The organism is Sphingomonas sp. Leaf30 (assembly GCF_001422525.1).
Taxonomy (GTDB): Bacteria; Pseudomonadota; Alphaproteobacteria; order Sphingomonadales; family Sphingomonadaceae; genus Sphingomonas; species Sphingomonas aerolata.
Genome location: NZ_LMKZ01000001.1, coordinates 189543 through 205842 on the forward strand (window position 1 = coordinate 189543; position 16300 = coordinate 205842).

Sequence of the window (16300 nt, forward strand, 5' to 3'; positions counted from 1 at the left end):
ACCCTCACGCGGCTGCTCGTGCCGATACCGGAAGACGACCGATCATCTCGCGGGCAAGCGCGATATACGCCTGCGATCCGCTGCAGCGATGGTCGTAGATCAGCGCCGGAAGTCCGTGACTGGGCGCTTCCGACAGCCGCACGTTGCGCGGGATGACCGTTTCGAACACGACCTTGCCCAGCACCGCGCGGACATCCGCCGAGACCTGATCGGTCAACCGGTTGCGGCGATCATACATCGTCAGCGCAACGCCGAGGATCGACAGGCCGGGGTTGAACCGCTGACGGATACGCTCGACCGTGCTGAGCAGCTGCGACAGGCCCTCCAGCGCGAAGAATTCGCACTGGAGCGGCACGAGCAGCGCATCCGCTGCGACCATCGCATTGATCGTCAACAACCCGAGCGAAGGCGGACAATCGATCAGCGCGATATCCCAATGCCCGGTCGAGTCCTGCATCGCACGATCGAGCCGATGCGTCCGCGCATCGAATTCGACGAGCTCGATCTCTGCTCCCGACAGATCGACCGTCGCGGGGATCACGTCCAGCCGGGGCACGCGGCTGTGCACCACGGCCTGGTCGATCGTCGCTTCGCCGATGAGGACGTCATAGCTAGATTTGACGCGTTGCGCATGGCCGATGCCAAGGCCGGTCGAGGCGTTGCCCTGCGGGTCGATATCGACCAGCAGCACCCGCATTCCCGTCGCCGCCAATGCGGTCGCGAGATTGATGGCACTGGTGGTCTTGCCCACCCCACCCTTCTGATTGGCGACCGCGATGGTGATCATCGCGCGCGGACTCGATCCAGAACCACGATAGACGACTCCGGGTTCGTGACGCTTTGTTCCACGTGGAACATAAAGTGCCAAGGCTTCTGAAGCGCGGTGATCTCTGCCTCATCGAGACGCCCCCGAGGCAACAGCCACCGCGTCTCTGTTGTGGCGCAGTGGGCCGCGCCACGCAAAAGGTTTTCGAGCGAGGCAACCGCGCGCGCCGAAATGATCCGCGCCGTTGCAGTGACGGACTCGACCTTGGTTGGATACACACGGACCTGCTCGCCAAGCCCGAGCCTGGCGACACAAAGCTGGAGGAAGTCCGCGCGACGCCGGCGCGGCTCGACGAGATCGACCGGCCCTTCGCGGACCAGCGCAACGACCATGCCCGGAAATCCGCCTCCGGTCCCGATGTCGAGCCAGCGCATCGCATCTGTCTCCGGGCCCGCGAGTGCAACTAGCTGAAGCGAGTCGACGACATGCCGCTCCCAGATCGTCGGGATCGTCGATGGCGCAATCAGATTCTGATGCGCGGCCTCCTCGACGACCATCGCGACGAACGCCGCAACCCGCTCGATCGCGACCGGGCCAAACCGCTCGAGGACCCAGGTCCGTGCTTCGTCTTCGGTCATGCCGGCACTCGTTTCGTATGGAGAAGCACCGCAGACAGCGCCGCAGGCGTGATGCCCCGGATCCGTGCCGCAGCAGCCAGAGACAGCGGTCGTGCCACACTCAATCGGTCGATCATCTCGTTCGACAGACCGGGGATCCGATCATAGGCAAGATCCTGGGGTAACAGGATCGCCTCGTCCGCCCGCAATCGTGCGACCTCCTGCGCCTGCCGTTCGATATAGGGAGCGTAGCGTGCATCCTCGACGACCTCGTCGACCACCGCCGCCGGGATTCCGGTCGCTGCATCAGGCGCGACATGCGCAAGCTTGACGCCCTCGAAGCGCAACCAGTCGAACGCGGTTCGCCGCGCGCCATCACGCCCCACCGCAACGCCCTGATCCGCGATCTCCGTCGCAGTGCGTTCGCCGTGCAGTGCAGATCGGAATCGGACCCGGTCTTCGCCACGCGCACGCTGATGGGCGAGCCGCGCGGTGCCGAGGCATCCCGCCGCCTCTGCAATCCCGCCAAGCCGTGTCTCGGCATTGTCCGCGCGAAGCGACAGCCGGAACTCGGCACGCGCGGTCAGCATCCGGTATGGCTCGGTGACGCCCTGCAGGACAAGGTCGTCGATCATCACGCCGAGATAGCTCGACGCGCGGTCGAGGATCACCGGTGCGAGATCACAGGCATGCGCCGCCGCATTGAGCCCGGCGACCAGCCCCTGCCCCGCTGCCTCTTCATAGCCTGTGGTCCCGTTGAGCTGGCCGGCGCAGAACACGCCGTCGATCGCGGGAAGCGCCAATCGCGTATCGAGCGCGCGCGGATCGATATAATCATATTCGACGGCATAGCCCGGCATCGTCATCACGACGCGCTCAAGCCCGGGAATGCTCGCGAGCATCGCTGCCTGAACCTCGACTGGCAAGGACGTCGACAGGCCATTGGGATAGATCGTCGGGTCGTCGAGACCCTCGGGTTCGAGGAACAGCTGATGGCCGTCGCGGTCACCGAAGCGGGAAACCTTGTCCTCGATCGACGGACAATAGCGCGGCCCTGCCGCCTCGATCGCGCCGGTGAACAGCGGCGACCGGTGGAACGCGTCGCGGATGATCGCATGCGTCTCGTCCGTCGTCCGCGTGATTGCACAGGCGACCTGCGGCAGGATACGGCCGGTCGTCATCGGCGACATCGTCCAGAGCTCGGGATCGGAGGGCTGCTCCGCAAGCGCCCCCCAGTCGATCGTCCGTCCGTCGAGCCGTGGCGGGGTTCCGGTCTTCAGCCGCGCCATCGGCAGCGCGCGCGCGCGGAGCTGGTCCGCCAGTGGCTTCGCCGCACGCTCGCCGATCCGGCCCCCTTCCTCGCGGTCATCGCCGCGGAAGATCCGCCCGCCCAGGAACGTCCCGGTCGCGAGGACCACCGCGCGCGCTGCGATGACGGTGCCGTCGGCGAGCACGACACCCGCGACGCGATCACCCTCCAGATGCAGCGCGCTGACCTCGCCGGCGATGATCGACAGGTTCGGCGTCGTCGCCAGCTGTGCCTGGATCGCTGCCGCATAGAGCCGGCGGTCCGCTTGGATCCTGGGCCCCTGGACCGCGGATCCCTTGCTCCGATTGAGCATCCGGTGATGGATCGCCGCGGCATCGGCAGCGCGTCCGATCAGCCCGTCAAAGGCATCGACCTCGCGGACCATATGGCCCTTGCCAAGCCCGCCTATCGCCGGGTTGCATGACATCGCACCGATCTGCCGCGCGTCGAACGACACCAGCGCAGTACGCGCGCCCCTCCGCGCTGCCGCGGCTGCGGCCTCGGTCCCGGCATGGCCACCGCCAACCACCACTACATCGAACATGCCATCGCCGTAGAGCGACGCGACGATCGCGTCAAAGTTGTTCCACGTGGAACATCATTTGCCGATGCAGAACCGGCCGAACAATGCGTCGAGCATCTCCCCGGTTGCGTCGAGACCCAGCACCGCAGCGAGCCCGGTGCGGGCTTCGCGAAGATGCTCCGCAACGATCAAAGGGTCGTTGCCCGCGACGCGAAGCGTCGCCGCAGCCCGCTTGCAGCGAAGGCGCTGATCCGCCTTGAGCGCCAGATCGTCATTGCGCGGAAGCAGAGCGGCCGCGCGATCATCGACGATAGCCCAGAGTCGATCGAGCGATGCCTGGTCGCTTTGTGAGAAGGCAATTACCCGACCGGGCGGGACGCCCCCGTCCCGCCCCGGCAGATCGGCTCGGGCGTGAACCCAGATCGCATCCTCGCGTGGCGGCGCCGTGTCAGCCAGCCACAGCAGCAGGTCCGCCGTCGCCATCGCCGTCTCCGCCCGGGCAACGCCGATTGCCTCGATCGGATCGAGCGTATCAACCAGACCCGCGGTATCGGTCAGGACATAGGCGACCCCGTTGCGCAGGACCGGGACATCGATGCGGTCACGCGTCGTCCCCGAGATCGGCGAGACGATCGCGGCATCGCGCTCCCCCATCAGATTGAGCAACGTCGATTTGCCGCTGTTGGGGGGGCCGCCGATCACGACGCGAAGGCCGTCTTTCAGTCGCTCGACCGGGGGGCTCGCCACCACCGTCTCGATCTCTGCCGCCAGCGCTTCGAGATCGGCGAGCACCGCGTCGAAGGCCGCCGCATCGCTGGTTACGTCATCCTCGTCGGCAAAGTCGAGCATCGCCTCGATCCGTGCGGACAGCATCGCGACCGCGTCCATCCAGCCGCGTACAGCCTGGCTCACCCGCCCCTCGGTCGCGGTGATCGCGGCAACACGCTGCGCCTCGGTTTCGGCCTCGAGCAGATCCGCGAGCCCTTCGGCCTGGGTCAGGTCGATGCGTCCGTTACAAAGCGCACGGCGGGTGAATTCTCCGGGCTCGGCCAGTCGTAACCCGGTCATAGCCGCGAGCGTGCGTTCGACCGCAGCGATCACCGCCCGCCCCCCGTGGCAGTGGAGCTCGACCAGATCCTCGCCCGTCGCAGTGGTCGGGCCCGGAAAGACGATCACCAATGCGCGATCGAGCATCGTCCCGCTGGCATCACGCAGAGCACGTAAACTGGCATGCCGCGCGGCAGGGAGCGGCCCGGCAAGCGCGATCGCCGCCGCAAACGCCTCAGACCCCGATATCCGCACCACTGCGATCGCCGCGGGCGGGCGCCCGCTCGACACTGCAAAGATCGTCGTCATTCTGTTACTCAACCGCCCGTTTTGCCCGTCTGCGTCGCGCCGTCGAACATCCGTTTCCAGAACGCCATCCCCGCCTCACCCATCGGCTGCCACCCACGCATCATCGTCTCGATCATCTCGGGCTGCATCGCCCCGTCGCCGAGCCCGGGCATCGCCTCGATCATCATCGCGACATAGCGGTCATGAATCGGCGTCAGGTCGGGCAGCCCGACCGCGCGGCGGGCCTCTTCGGGCGTGCATTCGATTTCGATGTTCATTTTCATGGACGGCCCTTTCGGTGGCGCTTGAGCCGCACGGCGGGGCACGGCATAGCGTCGCAATGTATGCGCGGGATGCCGCCTCGATCGCAACGCCTATCGGGCTGATCCGCGTGACCGGCAGCACCGACCGGATCGACGCGATCGCGATCGACCGGGACGGCATCGTCGAGGCGACCATGAGCCCGGCGATCCGCGAAGCGCTCCGCCAGCTCGACGCGTATTTCGCCGGCCGGCTGACCGTCTTCGATCTGCCGCTCGTACCACCGGCCACGCCCCGCGGCGATGCGCTGCGCCAGGCGATCGTTGCGGTCTCGTACGGCCGGACCGCCAGCTATGGCGACCTCGCGCAGGCGATCGGGTCGAGCCCGCGCGCGATCGGCCAGGCCTGTGCGCGCAATCCCTTTCCGATCATCGTCCCCTGCCACCGAATTCTCGGAGCCGGGGGCGGGCTTGGTGCGTATTCCGCAGGCCAAGGCCCGATCACAAAATCCCGGCTGCTCGATCTCGAACGGCCGCAAGGAGGATTGCTATGACCAATACCACCACCATCCCGACGCTCGCGGGCGACGGCAGCTTCACCGCCTATCGCGCGGTCCCCGCCGGCACGCCCAAGGCCGCGATCGTCGTGATCCAGGAGATCTTCGGCGTGAATGCCGGCATCCGCCGCAAGTGCGACACGCTCGCCGAGGCCGGCTATCTCGCGATCGCCCCTGACCTGTTCTGGCGGCTGGAGCCGGGGATCGAGCTGGACCCGGACGTGAAGCCCGAATTCGAGCGTGCACTCGAACTCATGGGCCAGTTCGACCAGGACAAGGGTATCGCCGATATCGAGGCGACGATCCGCGCCGCGCGCAGCGAACTTGGTGACGGCGCAAAGGTCGGCGCGGTCGGCTATTGCCTCGGTGGCCGCCTCGCCTTCATGACCGCCGCGCGCACCGATATCGATGCGAGCGTCGGCTATTACGGCGTCGGGATCGATGGCCTGCTCGGCGAGAAGCACGCGGTCGCAAACCCCGTGCTGCTCCACGTTCCCGAGGAGGATCATTTCGTCGACAAGGACGCGCAGGCGGCGATGCACGCCGGGCTCGACGATCATCCCAAAGTCACGATCTACGATTATGCGGGCGAGGATCACGGCTTCGCGACCGAGTTCGGCGAGCGCCGGTCGGATGCGTCGGCGAAGCTGGCGGACGAACGGACGGCCAAGTTCTTCGCCGAGCATCTGGGCTAAGAGCTAAGAGGCACCCCTCCCCCCTCGTCATTCCCGCGAAGGCGGGAATCCATACTGGCTGGCGTCGCTTACGAGATCAACGACCGTGCAGGATATGGATCCCCGCCTCCGCAGGGATGACGGTGGGGATCGTGTCTGAACGCACTATAAGCGGCATGACAAACGACCGAGCGCCAAAAAAAGGCCTCGCCGGACGATCCCGGCGAGGCCTTCTTTCCATCCGAACGCTGCGCCGATCAGGCGAGCAGCGAGACGATCCCGAGCGTTTCGCCGGTACCGGTCCAGCCCTCGTAGATCATCTTCACCGCAACCACGAGGATCACCGCCAAGCCGATATAGGCGATCCAGCGATAGCGGTTGATGATCCGCGCGATGAAGTTCGCCGCAAGGCCCATCATCGCGACCGACAGCAACAGGCCGATCACAAGGATCCCCGGATGCTCGCGCGCCGCGCCGGCGACCGCGAGCACATTGTCGAGGCTCATCGACACGTCGGCGACCGCGACCGCCCAGGCGGCGCTGGCAAAGCCCTTGGAAGACTTGATCCCCGAGCGTTCGTCGCCCTCGATTTCCTCGGAGCCGGCATTCTGTGCACCCTCGCGGATTTCACGCCAGAACTTCCAGCTGACCCACAGCAGCAGCAGGCCGCCCGCAAAGATCAGCCCGACGATCCCCATCAGCCACGTCACGATCAGCGCGAAGAAGATGCGCAGGACGAGCGCGGCGCCGATGCCGATCAGGATGACCTTCTTGCGCTGATCGGCGGGAAGTCCCGCGGCAAGCGCGCCGACGACGATCGCATTGTCGCCGGCAAGGACGAGGTCGATCATCAGGACCGATCCGAATGCGGCCAGCGCCTTCGGGTCGCCGAGATTGGAGAAGTCGGCGACGATGTGCTGCCAGATTTCCAGCGGTGAACCGGGTCCGGTTACTCCCGATGCGGCGGTGGCCAGCATGGCGATGATACTCAAGATGTCAGCTCCCGGTGACGGGCCACCACCGACGTGCGGAGATGGCGGATTTCAATGGGTTTCATAGCAAAGCGGCACACGAAAGCCATTGCTCTCGCGTGCCGCTGCGGAACTGTTGGCCGGCGCCGCGGCAAAGCCGCGTCGTCGGTCGGGGCGGTGCCCCGCCGGCCGGATCGATGCGAGTCCCGCTGCAGCGTGCAGCGGGCCGCATTCGATCACTGATTCATGCTGTCGAAGAAATTCTCGTTGGTCTTCGAATCCTTCATCTTGTCGAGCAGGAACTCCATCGCGTCGATCGTGCCCATCTGCATGAGGATACGACGCAGGACCCACATCTTGGAGAGCTTGGCCTTGTCGACCAGCAGCTCTTCCTTGCGGGTACCCGACTTGCCGACGTCGAGCGCCGGGAAGATGCGCTTGTCCGCGACCTTGCGATCGAGCACGATTTCCGAGTTGCCGGTGCCCTTGAACTCCTCGAAGATCACCTCGTCCATGCGGCTGCCCGTGTCGATCAGCGCGGTCGCGATGATCGAGAGCGAGCCGCCCTCCTCGATGTTGCGCGCGGCACCGAAGAAGCGCTTCGGACGCTGCAGCGCGTTCGCATCGACACCACCGGTCAGGACCTTGCCCGACGACGGCACAACGGTGTTGTAGGCACGACCCAGACGCGTGATCGAATCGAGCAGGATCACAACGTCCTTCTTGTGCTCGACCAGGCGCTTGGCCTTTTCGATTACCATCTCGGCGACCTGCACGTGGCGCTGCGCGGGTTCGTCGAATGTCGAGCTGACGACCTCACCCTTCACGCTGCGCTGCATGTCGGTGACTTCCTCGGGGCGCTCATCGATCAGCAGGACGATCAGGAACACCTCGGGGTGATTGTCGGTGATCGCCTTAGCCATGTTCTGCAACATGACCGTCTTGCCGACGCGCGGCGGGGCAACGATCAGCGTGCGCTGGCCCTTGCCCTGCGGCGACACGATGTCGATCACCCGCGCCGACTTGTCCTTGACGGTCGGGTCGGCGGGATCGAGCGTCAGCTTGCTCTCGGGGTAGAGCGGCGTGAGATTGTCGAAATTGACACGGTGGCGGACGACGTCGGGATCGTCGAAATTGACAGCCGTGAGCTTCACCAGCGAGAAATAGCGTTCGCCATCCTTCGGCCCGCGAATCTCGCCTTCGACCGTGTCACCGGTGCGCAGGCCGAACTTCCGCACCTGGTTGGGCGAGATGTAGATGTCGTCGGGCCCGGCGAGATAGTTGGACTCGGGCGAGCGCAGGAAGCCGAAACCGTCGGGCAACACTTCGATCGTGCCGAGCCCCATGATCTGGTCGCCATTGTCCGCCTGCACCTTCAGGATCGCGAACAACAGGTCCTGCTTGCGCAGCGTCGAGGCGCTCTCGACCCCCAGTTCCTCGGCCAGCTGGACCAGCTCGGCGGGCTTTTTCTTCTTCAGGTCTTTGAGATGCATGGGAATTTCCGGATAGCGATCAACGGGAACAGGTTCGGTCTGCGGGTGCGCTGGAAAGCGGAACTGGGCGAGCCGAACAGGCAGGACCACACGACCGGGCAGGACGCCAGGAGGCCGTGCTGTGGATCGGGGTAGAATTGGGGGGGCGGTTAGTCAAGCGGGACCGCGTCCCCACTTCGTCGTCATTCCCGCGCGTCGGCGGGAACCCATATTGGCGAACCTGGACGCGCTATCGCCGACGTTAGAGGCTCTGGGTCCCGCCCCCGCGGGGATGACGAGAGTTGGTGCGACGCGCTTAGAACGGCTTGACGATCACCAGCACAACGATGAGCGTCACCGCCAGCGCAGGGATCTCATTGAGCATCCGCAACTGCTTGCCCGTCAGCGTCGGCTTCCCCGCCGCAAGCTTCCCCGCATAGCCGACCGTCCAGCCATGATAACCCGTCAGCAGGAACACCAGCAGCAGCTTGAGATGCAGCCACCCCAGCCCCGGCGCGCCGTCCGCAAGCCCGAGATTCAGCGCAAGCGCGAGCCCCAGCACCCAGACGACGATCATTGCCGGGGTCAGGATGATCTTGCGGATCTTGCCCTCGCGCTCGATCCAGCTCGCCGCCTCGGCTGCATTGCCCGCGGCCAGCGCTTCCTGATGATAGACGAGATAGCGCGGCAGCATGAACAGCCCCGCCATCCAGAAGATCACAAAGATCAGGTGTGCGGCCTTCACCCAATCATAGGCCGCCCCGAGAAAACCACTCATGTCGTGCTCCTGACGCGGGCGATCAGTTGCTCGACATGCGCGATCGGCGTGTCGGGCAGGATACCATGCCCCAGATTGAAGACGTGCGGACGATCACCGAACGCCCCGAGAATCCGGTCGATCGCCGCATCGAGATCCGCACCGCCCGCGATCAGCGCGAGCGGATCGAGATTGCCCTGCACCGGCAGGTCGGCGGGCAGTGACGCATGCGCCCAGACCGGATCGACCGTCTCGTCGAGCCCGATCGCATCGGCCCCCGTCTCGCGCGCATAGGCGGGGAGCTTGCCCCCTGCCCCCTTCGGAAAGCCGATCACCGGCACGCCGGGACAGCGCGCATGGAGTTCGTCGATGATCCGCGCGGTCGGCGCGATCACCCAGCGTTCGAACTGCGCAGGCGACAGCGATCCCGACCAGCTGTCGAACAACTGGACTGCCTCGACTCCCGCCTCGATCTGGCGGACGAGATACTCGACGGTGTTGTCCGCGATCGCATCGATGATCGCTCCGAAGGCCGCCGGATCGCGATAGGCGAAACGCCGCGTCTCGCCCTGATCCTTGCTGCCCTTGCCCGCCACCATATAGGTGGCAACCGTCCAGGGAGACCCCGCAAAGCCCAGGAACGTTGTCTCGGGCGGCAAGGCCTCGGCGACCCGCGTGACGGTCTCGTAGACCGGCTCCAGCCGCTCCGGCACCGACTGCAGGCGATCGAGCGCATGATCGACCAGCGCGGGTTCGAGCCGCGGCCCCTCACCCACCCCGAAGCTCAGATCCTGCCCCAGCGCCCAGGGAATCATCAGGATGTCCGAAAACAGGATCGAGCCGTCGAAGCCGAACCGGCGGATCGGCTGCAGCGTCACTTCGGCCGCAGCCGCGGGATCGGTCGCGAGCGCGAGGAACCCGCCCTTTTCCGCCCTGAGCGCGCGATATTCGGGAAGATAGCGCCCGGCCTGGCGCATCAGCCACAGCGGCGGGGTTGCCGGACGGTCGCCGCGCAACGTCGCCAGAAGCGGCTTGAAGGTCGGCATATTGGGGGTCGGATCGGTCAGCGGAGCACCCTTCTTCTACTATAAGAAGATTCAAGAAAGAGGTTGTTGCAGTGGTTGGGCGGTTGATCACGGGACTTATGCGGTGATCCCGGAAATGCCAACAGCTTGACCTCTGCACACCCGTACAAACGCGCTGATTCGATTCAACCGTTCCCGCAACCCACAGCCTGTGGATAACTTTTTAGGCTGTGCGCGGCCCTGTGGATAAAAGGTGACTTATCCACAGCGACCGGCCCGCTTGGCGGGAGGCGTGAGTTACGCTAGCCCTTATCCGCATGTTATCCACAGATTCATCCCGATGGCCCCTCGCGGCAGGGCTATGCGACCTATGATACGGCTTCATCTTCACCTGCTGTCGGACTCGACGGGCGAGACGCTGGAGAACATCGCCAAGGCCGCACTCGCGCAATATGACGATGTCGAGACCGTCCGCCATTTCTGGCCGATGGTTCGTACTGAGGCGCATCTCGAACGCATCCTTCAGGAGGTCGCGCAGAATCCCGGGCTCGTGATCTTCACGCTGGTGAACCCCGCGACGCGGCGGATCCTCGAACAGCGCTGCCTTGCGCTGGGTCTCCCCGCGGTCGCGCCGCTCGATCCGGTCAACGATGCACTGTCGGGACTGCTGGGTCAGCAGGCCAAGGCGCGGCCGGGTCGCCAGCACGTCCTCGACGCCGCCTATTTCGCGCGTGTCGACGCGATCCAGTGGACGATCGCGCATGACGACGGGATCGCGTGGGAAGAGTGGGAGGAGGCCGATATCGTCCTCGCCGGCGTCTCGCGCTCGTCGAAGACGCCGACCTCGATCTATCTCGCCAATCGCGGCTACAAGACTGCCAATATCCCGATCGTCGTCGAAAGCCCGCCGCCGAAGATCCTTTACACCTTGCGGAAGCCGCTGATCGTCGGGCTGACGACCAGCGCCGACCGGCTGATCCAGGTGCGCCGCAACCGGCTGCTGTCGCTGCATCAGGCGCCCGATACCTCCTATGTCGAGGAAGAGGCCGTGATGCGCGAACTCGCCTTTGCGCGGCGGATGTTCGCCGACAATGGCTGGCCGGTGATCGACGTGACACGGCGGTCGATCGAGGAAACCGCGGCGGCGATCATCGCGCTGTGCAACCAGCGCCGGCCCGAGGCATGAGCCTGCTGATCCTCGCCTCGCAGAGCGCGTCGCGTCGTGCCATGCTCACCGCGGCGGGCGTCGCGTTCGATGCGACCTTTGCAGGTGTCGACGAGGATGCGGCCAAGGCGGCCCTGGTCGCGCTGTCACCCCGAGATCTTGCCGACGCGCTTGCCGAGCTCAAGGCGACGAAGGTCTCGACCCGGATGCCGGGGCATCTCGTCCTCGGCAGCGACTCGCTTGTCGCGCTGGAGGATGGCACGATCCTCGACAAACCGGTCGATCGCGATGACGCGGCCGCGCATCTGCGACGGATGTCGGGCACGCATCATGATCTGTGGAGCGCGGCGGTCATCGCGGAGAATGGCCGACCGGTGTGGCGCCATGTCGAGCGCGCGCGGATGCATGTCCGGCCGCTGTCCGACGCGTTCATCGAAACCTATCTCGAAGCCGAGTGGCCGGCGATCGCGGGGTGCGTCGGTTGTTACCGGATCGAGGGTCCGGGCGCGCAGCTCTTCACGAAGATCGACGGCAGCCAGTTCACCGTGCTCGGCATGCCGCTGCTGAACGTGCTCGATTTTCTCCGGACCCGCGGTGCACTGCCCGCCTAGCTCGTGGGCCTCTGACGGCGATCGGCGTTCGGCTGGCAATCCCGGCGGTATCGATTACACGCGATCGATGCGCGGTGGCGGCGTCGAACGCCGGCCAGCCAGCCCCGGGATCTTATGGAGCTCTGAATGACCCCTCGCCCCTATGCCGAAGTGATCGGCGATCCGATCGCCCAATCGAAATCGCCGCTGATCCACGGCTTCTGGCTCGATGCGCTCGGGATCGACGCCGAGTACCGGCACAAGCACGTCACCGCGGAAGAGCTTCCGGCCTATTTCGCTGAGCGGAAAAGCGATCCCGCATGGCGGGGGTGCAATATCACCATGCCGCACAAGCTGGCGGCGCTCGACCACGTGTCCGACCCCGGCGACGTCCGGGGTTCGATCGGCGCGATCAATACCGTGTTCCGCAATTCGGCCGGCGACTGCATCGGTACGAATACCGATGCCGCGGGCTTCTGGGCGCCGATCGATGATCTCGATATCGCCGGCCAGCCGGTCACCGTGATCGGTGCGGGCGGCGCGGCGCGCGCGATCCTGTTCGCGCTGTCGCGTATGGGCGTCGGTCCGGTGACGATCTTCAACCGCAATCCTTTGAAGGCGGCGGCGTTGCTGTCGACATTCGGGCTCAAGGGACAGGCGCTGCCGATCGGTCCGGCGGTCCCACCGTCGCGGCTGCTGGTCAATGCGAGCATCCTCGGCATGGCCGGTCAGCCGCCCCTCGACCTCGATCTCGGCGCGCTCGATCCCGACTCGCTCGTCTATGACATCGTCTATTCGCCGCTCGAGACCGGACTGCTCAAGGCCGCCCGCGCGCGCGATCTCGAAACCGTCGACGGGCTCGAGATGCTGATCGGCCAGGCGGCGGTTGCGTTCGAGATTTTGTTCCACGTGGAACCTCCGCGGGACCGCGACGAGGCCTTGCGCGCGCTGCTCACCGCATGATCATCGGGCTTACCGGATCGATCGGCATGGGCAAATCCGCCGTTGCCGCGATGTTCGCGGAAGAAGGTGTCCCCGTGTTCGACGCCGATGCGACGGTCCACCGGCTGCAGAGTGTCGGTGGTCGACTCGTCGAACCGATCGGCGCCGCGTTTCCCGGCACCGTCCATGACGGCGCGGTCGACCGTACACGACTGGGCGCAACGGTGTTCGGCGACGACGATGCGATCCGCCGTCTCGAGGCGATCGTGCATCCCGCGGTCGGTGAGGAGCGTCAGGCGTTTCTCGATTCTCATGCCGGCGCACTGGTCGTGTTCGACGTGCCGCTGTTGTTCGAAACCGGCGGTGACGCGCGGGTCGACTGCATCGTCGTCGTGACCGCCGCCGCCGATGTCCAGCGGGCCCGCGTGCTCGCCCGCCCCGGTATGACCGTCGAGCGTTTCGCCGCGATCCTCGCCCGCCAGACACCCGATTCCGAGAAACGCGCGCGTGCCGATCATGTCATTCGCACCGACACGAGTTTCGACGAAACCCGCGCGCAGGTTCGTGCGGTGATCGCTTGCGTGACGGGACGTGAGCGCCGATAACAGCCGGATGCGTGAGATCGTCTTCGATACCGAAACCACCGGCCTCAGCTTTTCCGGTGGCGATCGCATGGTCGAGATCGGCTGTGTCGAGATGGTCAACCGGGTCGAGACCGGGCGCACCTTCCACGCTTATTACCATCCCGAACGCGACATGCCGGTCGAGGCGTTCAACGTCCACGGGCTGAGCCAGGCGTTTCTCGCCGACAAGCCGCGGTTCGGCGAGGGCGTGGCGGACCTGCTCGATTTCGTCGGCGATGCGCCGATGATCGCGCATAATGCCAGCTTCGATTTCTCGTTTCTCAACGGCGAACTCGTCAAATGCGGTCGTCCGATCATTCACCTGAACCGGATGATCGATACGCTGCAGATCGCCCGCAGCCGTCATCCGGGCGCGAAGCATTCGCTTGATGCGCTGTGCTCGCGGTTCGGGATCGATCGGAGTCACCGCGTTCTCCACGGCGCGTTGCTCGACGCGCAGCTTCTGGCGCAGGTCTATGTCGAGCTGTTGGGTGGTCGCCAGATTGGTCTCGGCCTGCTCAGCGAGCGGACTGTCACCGCCGCGACTCCGGTCGTCGCACCGGCGCCTCGTGTCGTTCGGCAACCGCGTGTTTTCACGGTCAGCGAGGGAGACCTTGCTGCCCATGCCGCGTTTATGAAGGGGATCAAGGATCCGATTTGGGGGGCCGTGGCGTCCGGATGACGCCGGGCGGACGGAGCCAATAGGACCGTCCGATGAGAAGGAGACGATAATGGATATCCGGATTTCTGGTCATCAGGTCGCCACTGGCGATGCGCTCAACAGCCATGTGGAAGACCGACTCCAGGGTATCGCCGACAAGTATTTCTCGCGCGCCATTTCCGCCGAGGTTACGTTCGGTAAGGGGCCGCATGATGCCGGCTTCAAATGCGATATCGTCGCGCATGTCATGAAGGGGCTGGTGCTCAAGGGCCATGCCGATGCCTATGACGCCCGTGCCGCGTTCGACAGCGCTGCGGCCAAGATCGAAACCCAGCTCCGACGCTATATGCGCCGCCTGAAGGATCGCCATGCCGGTGAAGCCGTGGCGATCGCGGAAAGCAACGGCTATGACAATGCAAGCTATACGCTGTTTCAGGAGCAGGTCACCGAGGACGATGCCCCCGATGCACCGCTGATCATTGCCGAGACGCGCGTCGACATCCCCGAGGCCAGCGTATCCGACGCGGTGATGATGCTGGATCTTCGCAATACAGCCGCACTATTGTTCATGAATGCGGGTACTGGCGCGCATAACATGGTCTACCGCCGCGGTGACGGCACGATCGGCTGGGTCGAACCGCAACGCTCCGCATCCGCCGCACCATAATAGAGCGCGCGAGCCGCAACAGCTGTTGTGACGCTGCGCTTTACGCCCCCGTGCAAACCGTTAAGGCGGGGCGTGCGGGGGCGCTTTGAGACATGAACAGCATGAATGACTTCAGTGATATGCTGCGTCCGGACGCGGTCCTGACCGGCATGGTCGCAGCAAACAAAAAGGTTGTGCTTCACCATGTCGCCACGCTTGCTGCCGACATTGTCGAAGGCGACGCAAAAACTATCGCGGACCGTCTGATTGCCCGCGAAAAGCTGGGTTCGACGGGATTTGGCGGTGGTGTCGCGATTCCCCATGCCAAACTCGACGGACTGACACAGGTCACGGCGGTGTTCGCGCGACTGGCGCAGCCGATCGATTTTCAGGCCGTCGACGATCTGCCTGTCGATCTCGTCTTCATGCTGTTGTCGCCGACCGATGCGGGCGCGGTTCATCTGAAGGCGCTTGCCCGGATATCGCGGCGGCTGCGCGACAAGCTGTTCCTCGACAAGCTGCGCGGTGCGGGTTCGACCGATGCGCTCTATGCCCTGTTTACCGCCGATGCGGTTCGCGATGCCGCCTGAACTGGCCTCCGCCGGCGCCGAGGCGCATTTTCGTGCGCTCGAATCGCTCTACGCCTGTGCGCCGATCAACCGCTTCTTCGAATCCACGCTCGAGATACCGGAGGCCGGCGTCGCGCGGATCCGGTTCACGATCGACGAACGTCATTATCATGCCGGCGGTGCCGCGCACGGGACGAGCTATTTCAAGATGCTCGACGATGCCGCTTTCTATGCCGCAAACAGTCTCGTCACCGATCGCTTTCTCCTGACGACCGCGTTCAACCTGTTGCTGACCCGCCCGTTAAAGGCGGGGCCGGTCATCGCCGAAGGCCGCTGGATCAGCGGGAAGCGCCGCGTGTTCGTCGCCGATGCCCGGCTGATCGACGCCGAGGAGGAGGAGGCAGCGCGGGGCACGGGTACGTTCATGCGCTCACGGATCGCCCTGGCCGGCCTTCCCGGATACCGCGTCTCGCCGCATCCGCTGCCTTGATGGTCCTGCGATGAGTGACCGTCTTCCCAGCGGCGTCCTCGTCAGTGCGCTGCTGCGACGGGTCAACGACGCCGGCGGTTTCGGCGCGGTGCTTGCCAAAGGGGACGCGCAGGGCGGCGCGATCCTCGTGATCGCCATCGACCGCGGTGCCCTGCCCCGCCTGCTTGAGCGCGGGATCGGCGCCGATGGGCGAACGGCACTGATCGACTCGACTCCGCCCGAAGACCTCGACGGCTATTGGCGTCGACGGCGGTCGAGCGATCCAGATCTCTGGGTGATCGAGGTGGATGTCGCAGCGGCGGAACGGTTCGCCGCTGAAACGATCCTGGCCGATTGACTCCAAAGTCC

20 protein-coding genes are annotated in these 16300 nt (G+C 65.3%); 11 read left to right on the forward strand and 9 right to left on the reverse strand.

The annotated features are described in order from the left end of the window. Positions 1 to 4: 4 nt before the first annotated feature. From ASE89_RS00850 to ASE89_RS00870, 5 genes are read right to left on the reverse strand one after another with little or no spacing between them, the layout of a single operon-like run. Positions 5 to 787, reverse strand: a complete 783-nt coding sequence (locus ASE89_RS00850; RefSeq protein WP_031396158.1) for a ParA family protein — start codon at positions 785 to 787, stop codon at positions 5 to 7. Then, positions 784 to 1404: a 16S rRNA (guanine(527)-N(7))-methyltransferase RsmG gene (gene rsmG / locus ASE89_RS00855; RefSeq protein WP_056673185.1), complete on the reverse strand. Its 621-nt coding sequence runs from the start codon at positions 1402 to 1404 to the stop codon at positions 784 to 786. Before rsmG ends, ASE89_RS00850 begins: the two co-directional genes overlap by 4 nt. Then, positions 1401 to 3236: a tRNA uridine-5-carboxymethylaminomethyl(34) synthesis enzyme MnmG gene (mnmG, locus tag ASE89_RS00860; protein WP_056673188.1), complete on the reverse strand. Its 1836-nt coding sequence runs from the start codon at positions 3234 to 3236 to the stop codon at positions 1401 to 1403. The genes rsmG and mnmG overlap by 4 nt, the downstream gene beginning before the upstream one ends. 54 nt (positions 3237 to 3290) lie before the next feature. Further along, on the reverse strand, positions 3291 to 4571 hold the full coding sequence (mnmE, locus tag ASE89_RS00865; protein ID WP_056673191.1) for a tRNA uridine-5-carboxymethylaminomethyl(34) synthesis GTPase MnmE: 1281 nt from the start codon (positions 4569 to 4571) through the stop codon (positions 3291 to 3293). Between the two features lie 8 nt (positions 4572 to 4579). After that, a complete protein-coding gene (locus ASE89_RS00870) occupies positions 4580 to 4834 on the reverse strand; it encodes a DUF6489 family protein (protein ID WP_031440901.1) in 255 nt (84 codons plus the stop codon). Between the two features lie 56 nt (positions 4835 to 4890). Here ASE89_RS00870 and ASE89_RS00875 point away from each other — a divergent pair, with 56 nt between their 5' ends. Both ASE89_RS00875 and ASE89_RS00880 read left to right on the forward strand, forming a co-directional pair. After that, a complete protein-coding gene (locus tag ASE89_RS00875) occupies positions 4891 to 5364 on the forward strand; it encodes a methylated-DNA--[protein]-cysteine S-methyltransferase (RefSeq protein ID WP_056673194.1) in 474 nt (157 codons plus the stop codon). Beyond that, the gene (locus ASE89_RS00880) at positions 5361 to 6062 is read left to right on the forward strand and encodes a dienelactone hydrolase family protein (RefSeq protein WP_056673196.1); all 702 of its coding nucleotides are present in this window, start codon (positions 5361 to 5363) and stop codon (positions 6060 to 6062) included. Before ASE89_RS00875 ends, ASE89_RS00880 begins: the two co-directional genes overlap by 4 nt. Before the next feature lie 236 nt (positions 6063 to 6298). Here ASE89_RS00880 and ASE89_RS00885 read toward each other — a convergent pair whose 3' ends face one another. From ASE89_RS00885 to hemE, 4 genes are all read right to left on the reverse strand, one after another. Continuing rightward, positions 6299 to 7018: a TerC family protein gene (locus ASE89_RS00885; protein WP_056673199.1), complete on the reverse strand. Its 720-nt coding sequence runs from the start codon at positions 7016 to 7018 to the stop codon at positions 6299 to 6301. A 230-nt stretch (positions 7019 to 7248) separates the two neighbouring features. Beyond that, positions 7249 to 8505, reverse strand: a complete 1257-nt coding sequence (gene rho / locus ASE89_RS00890) for a transcription termination factor Rho (RefSeq protein WP_031395107.1) — start codon at positions 8503 to 8505, stop codon at positions 7249 to 7251. A 295-nt stretch (positions 8506 to 8800) separates the two neighbouring features. Beyond that, the gene (locus ASE89_RS00895) at positions 8801 to 9262 is read right to left on the reverse strand and encodes a CopD family protein (RefSeq protein ID WP_056673202.1); all 462 of its coding nucleotides are present in this window, start codon (positions 9260 to 9262) and stop codon (positions 8801 to 8803) included. Continuing rightward, positions 9259 to 10287 (reverse strand): uroporphyrinogen decarboxylase, encoded by a 1029-nt coding sequence (gene hemE, locus ASE89_RS00900; RefSeq protein ID WP_056673205.1) that lies wholly within the window; start codon positions 10285 to 10287, stop codon positions 9259 to 9261. The genes ASE89_RS00895 and hemE overlap by 4 nt, the downstream gene beginning before the upstream one ends. A 349-nt stretch (positions 10288 to 10636) precedes the next feature. Between hemE and ASE89_RS00905 the strand changes: the two genes are divergently transcribed. From ASE89_RS00905 to ASE89_RS00945, 9 genes are all read left to right on the forward strand, one after another. Beyond that, complete coding sequence (locus ASE89_RS00905; RefSeq protein ID WP_031395104.1) at positions 10637 to 11452, forward strand: pyruvate, water dikinase regulatory protein; 816 nt, start codon at positions 10637 to 10639, stop codon at positions 11450 to 11452. Continuing rightward, positions 11449 to 12042, forward strand: coding sequence for a Maf family protein (locus ASE89_RS00910; protein ID WP_082451170.1), 594 nt, complete (start codon positions 11449 to 11451; stop codon positions 12040 to 12042). Before ASE89_RS00905 ends, ASE89_RS00910 begins: the two co-directional genes overlap by 4 nt. 126 nt (positions 12043 to 12168) lie before the next feature. Then, positions 12169 to 12984: a shikimate dehydrogenase family protein gene (locus tag ASE89_RS00915; protein WP_056673209.1), complete on the forward strand. Its 816-nt coding sequence runs from the start codon at positions 12169 to 12171 to the stop codon at positions 12982 to 12984. Next, positions 12981 to 13568 carry a dephospho-CoA kinase gene (gene coaE / locus ASE89_RS00920; protein ID WP_056673211.1) on the forward strand — a complete coding sequence of 196 codons (588 nt, stop codon included), beginning with the start codon at positions 12981 to 12983 and terminating at the stop codon, positions 13566 to 13568. Before ASE89_RS00915 ends, coaE begins: the two co-directional genes overlap by 4 nt. Before the next feature lie 7 nt (positions 13569 to 13575). Beyond that, positions 13576 to 14268 (forward strand): DNA polymerase III subunit epsilon, encoded by a 693-nt coding sequence (gene dnaQ / locus ASE89_RS00925; protein ID WP_056675084.1) that lies wholly within the window; start codon positions 13576 to 13578, stop codon positions 14266 to 14268. A gap of 49 nt (positions 14269 to 14317) precedes the next feature. After that, entirely contained in the window at positions 14318 to 14914 is a 597-nt protein-coding gene (gene hpf, locus ASE89_RS00930) for a ribosome hibernation-promoting factor, HPF/YfiA family (RefSeq protein ID WP_031395099.1), read from the forward strand. Positions 14915 to 15015: 101 nt separating this feature from the next. Then, positions 15016 to 15483, forward strand: a complete 468-nt coding sequence (locus ASE89_RS00935; RefSeq protein ID WP_056675086.1) for a PTS sugar transporter subunit IIA — start codon at positions 15016 to 15018, stop codon at positions 15481 to 15483. After that, on the forward strand, positions 15473 to 15952 hold the full coding sequence (locus tag ASE89_RS00940; RefSeq protein WP_056675088.1) for a PaaI family thioesterase: 480 nt from the start codon (positions 15473 to 15475) through the stop codon (positions 15950 to 15952). The genes ASE89_RS00935 and ASE89_RS00940 overlap by 11 nt, the downstream gene beginning before the upstream one ends. A gap of 10 nt (positions 15953 to 15962) precedes the next feature. Beyond that, positions 15963 to 16289: a DUF1491 family protein gene (locus tag ASE89_RS00945; protein WP_056673214.1), complete on the forward strand. Its 327-nt coding sequence runs from the start codon at positions 15963 to 15965 to the stop codon at positions 16287 to 16289. Positions 16290 to 16300: the final 11 nt, after the last annotated feature.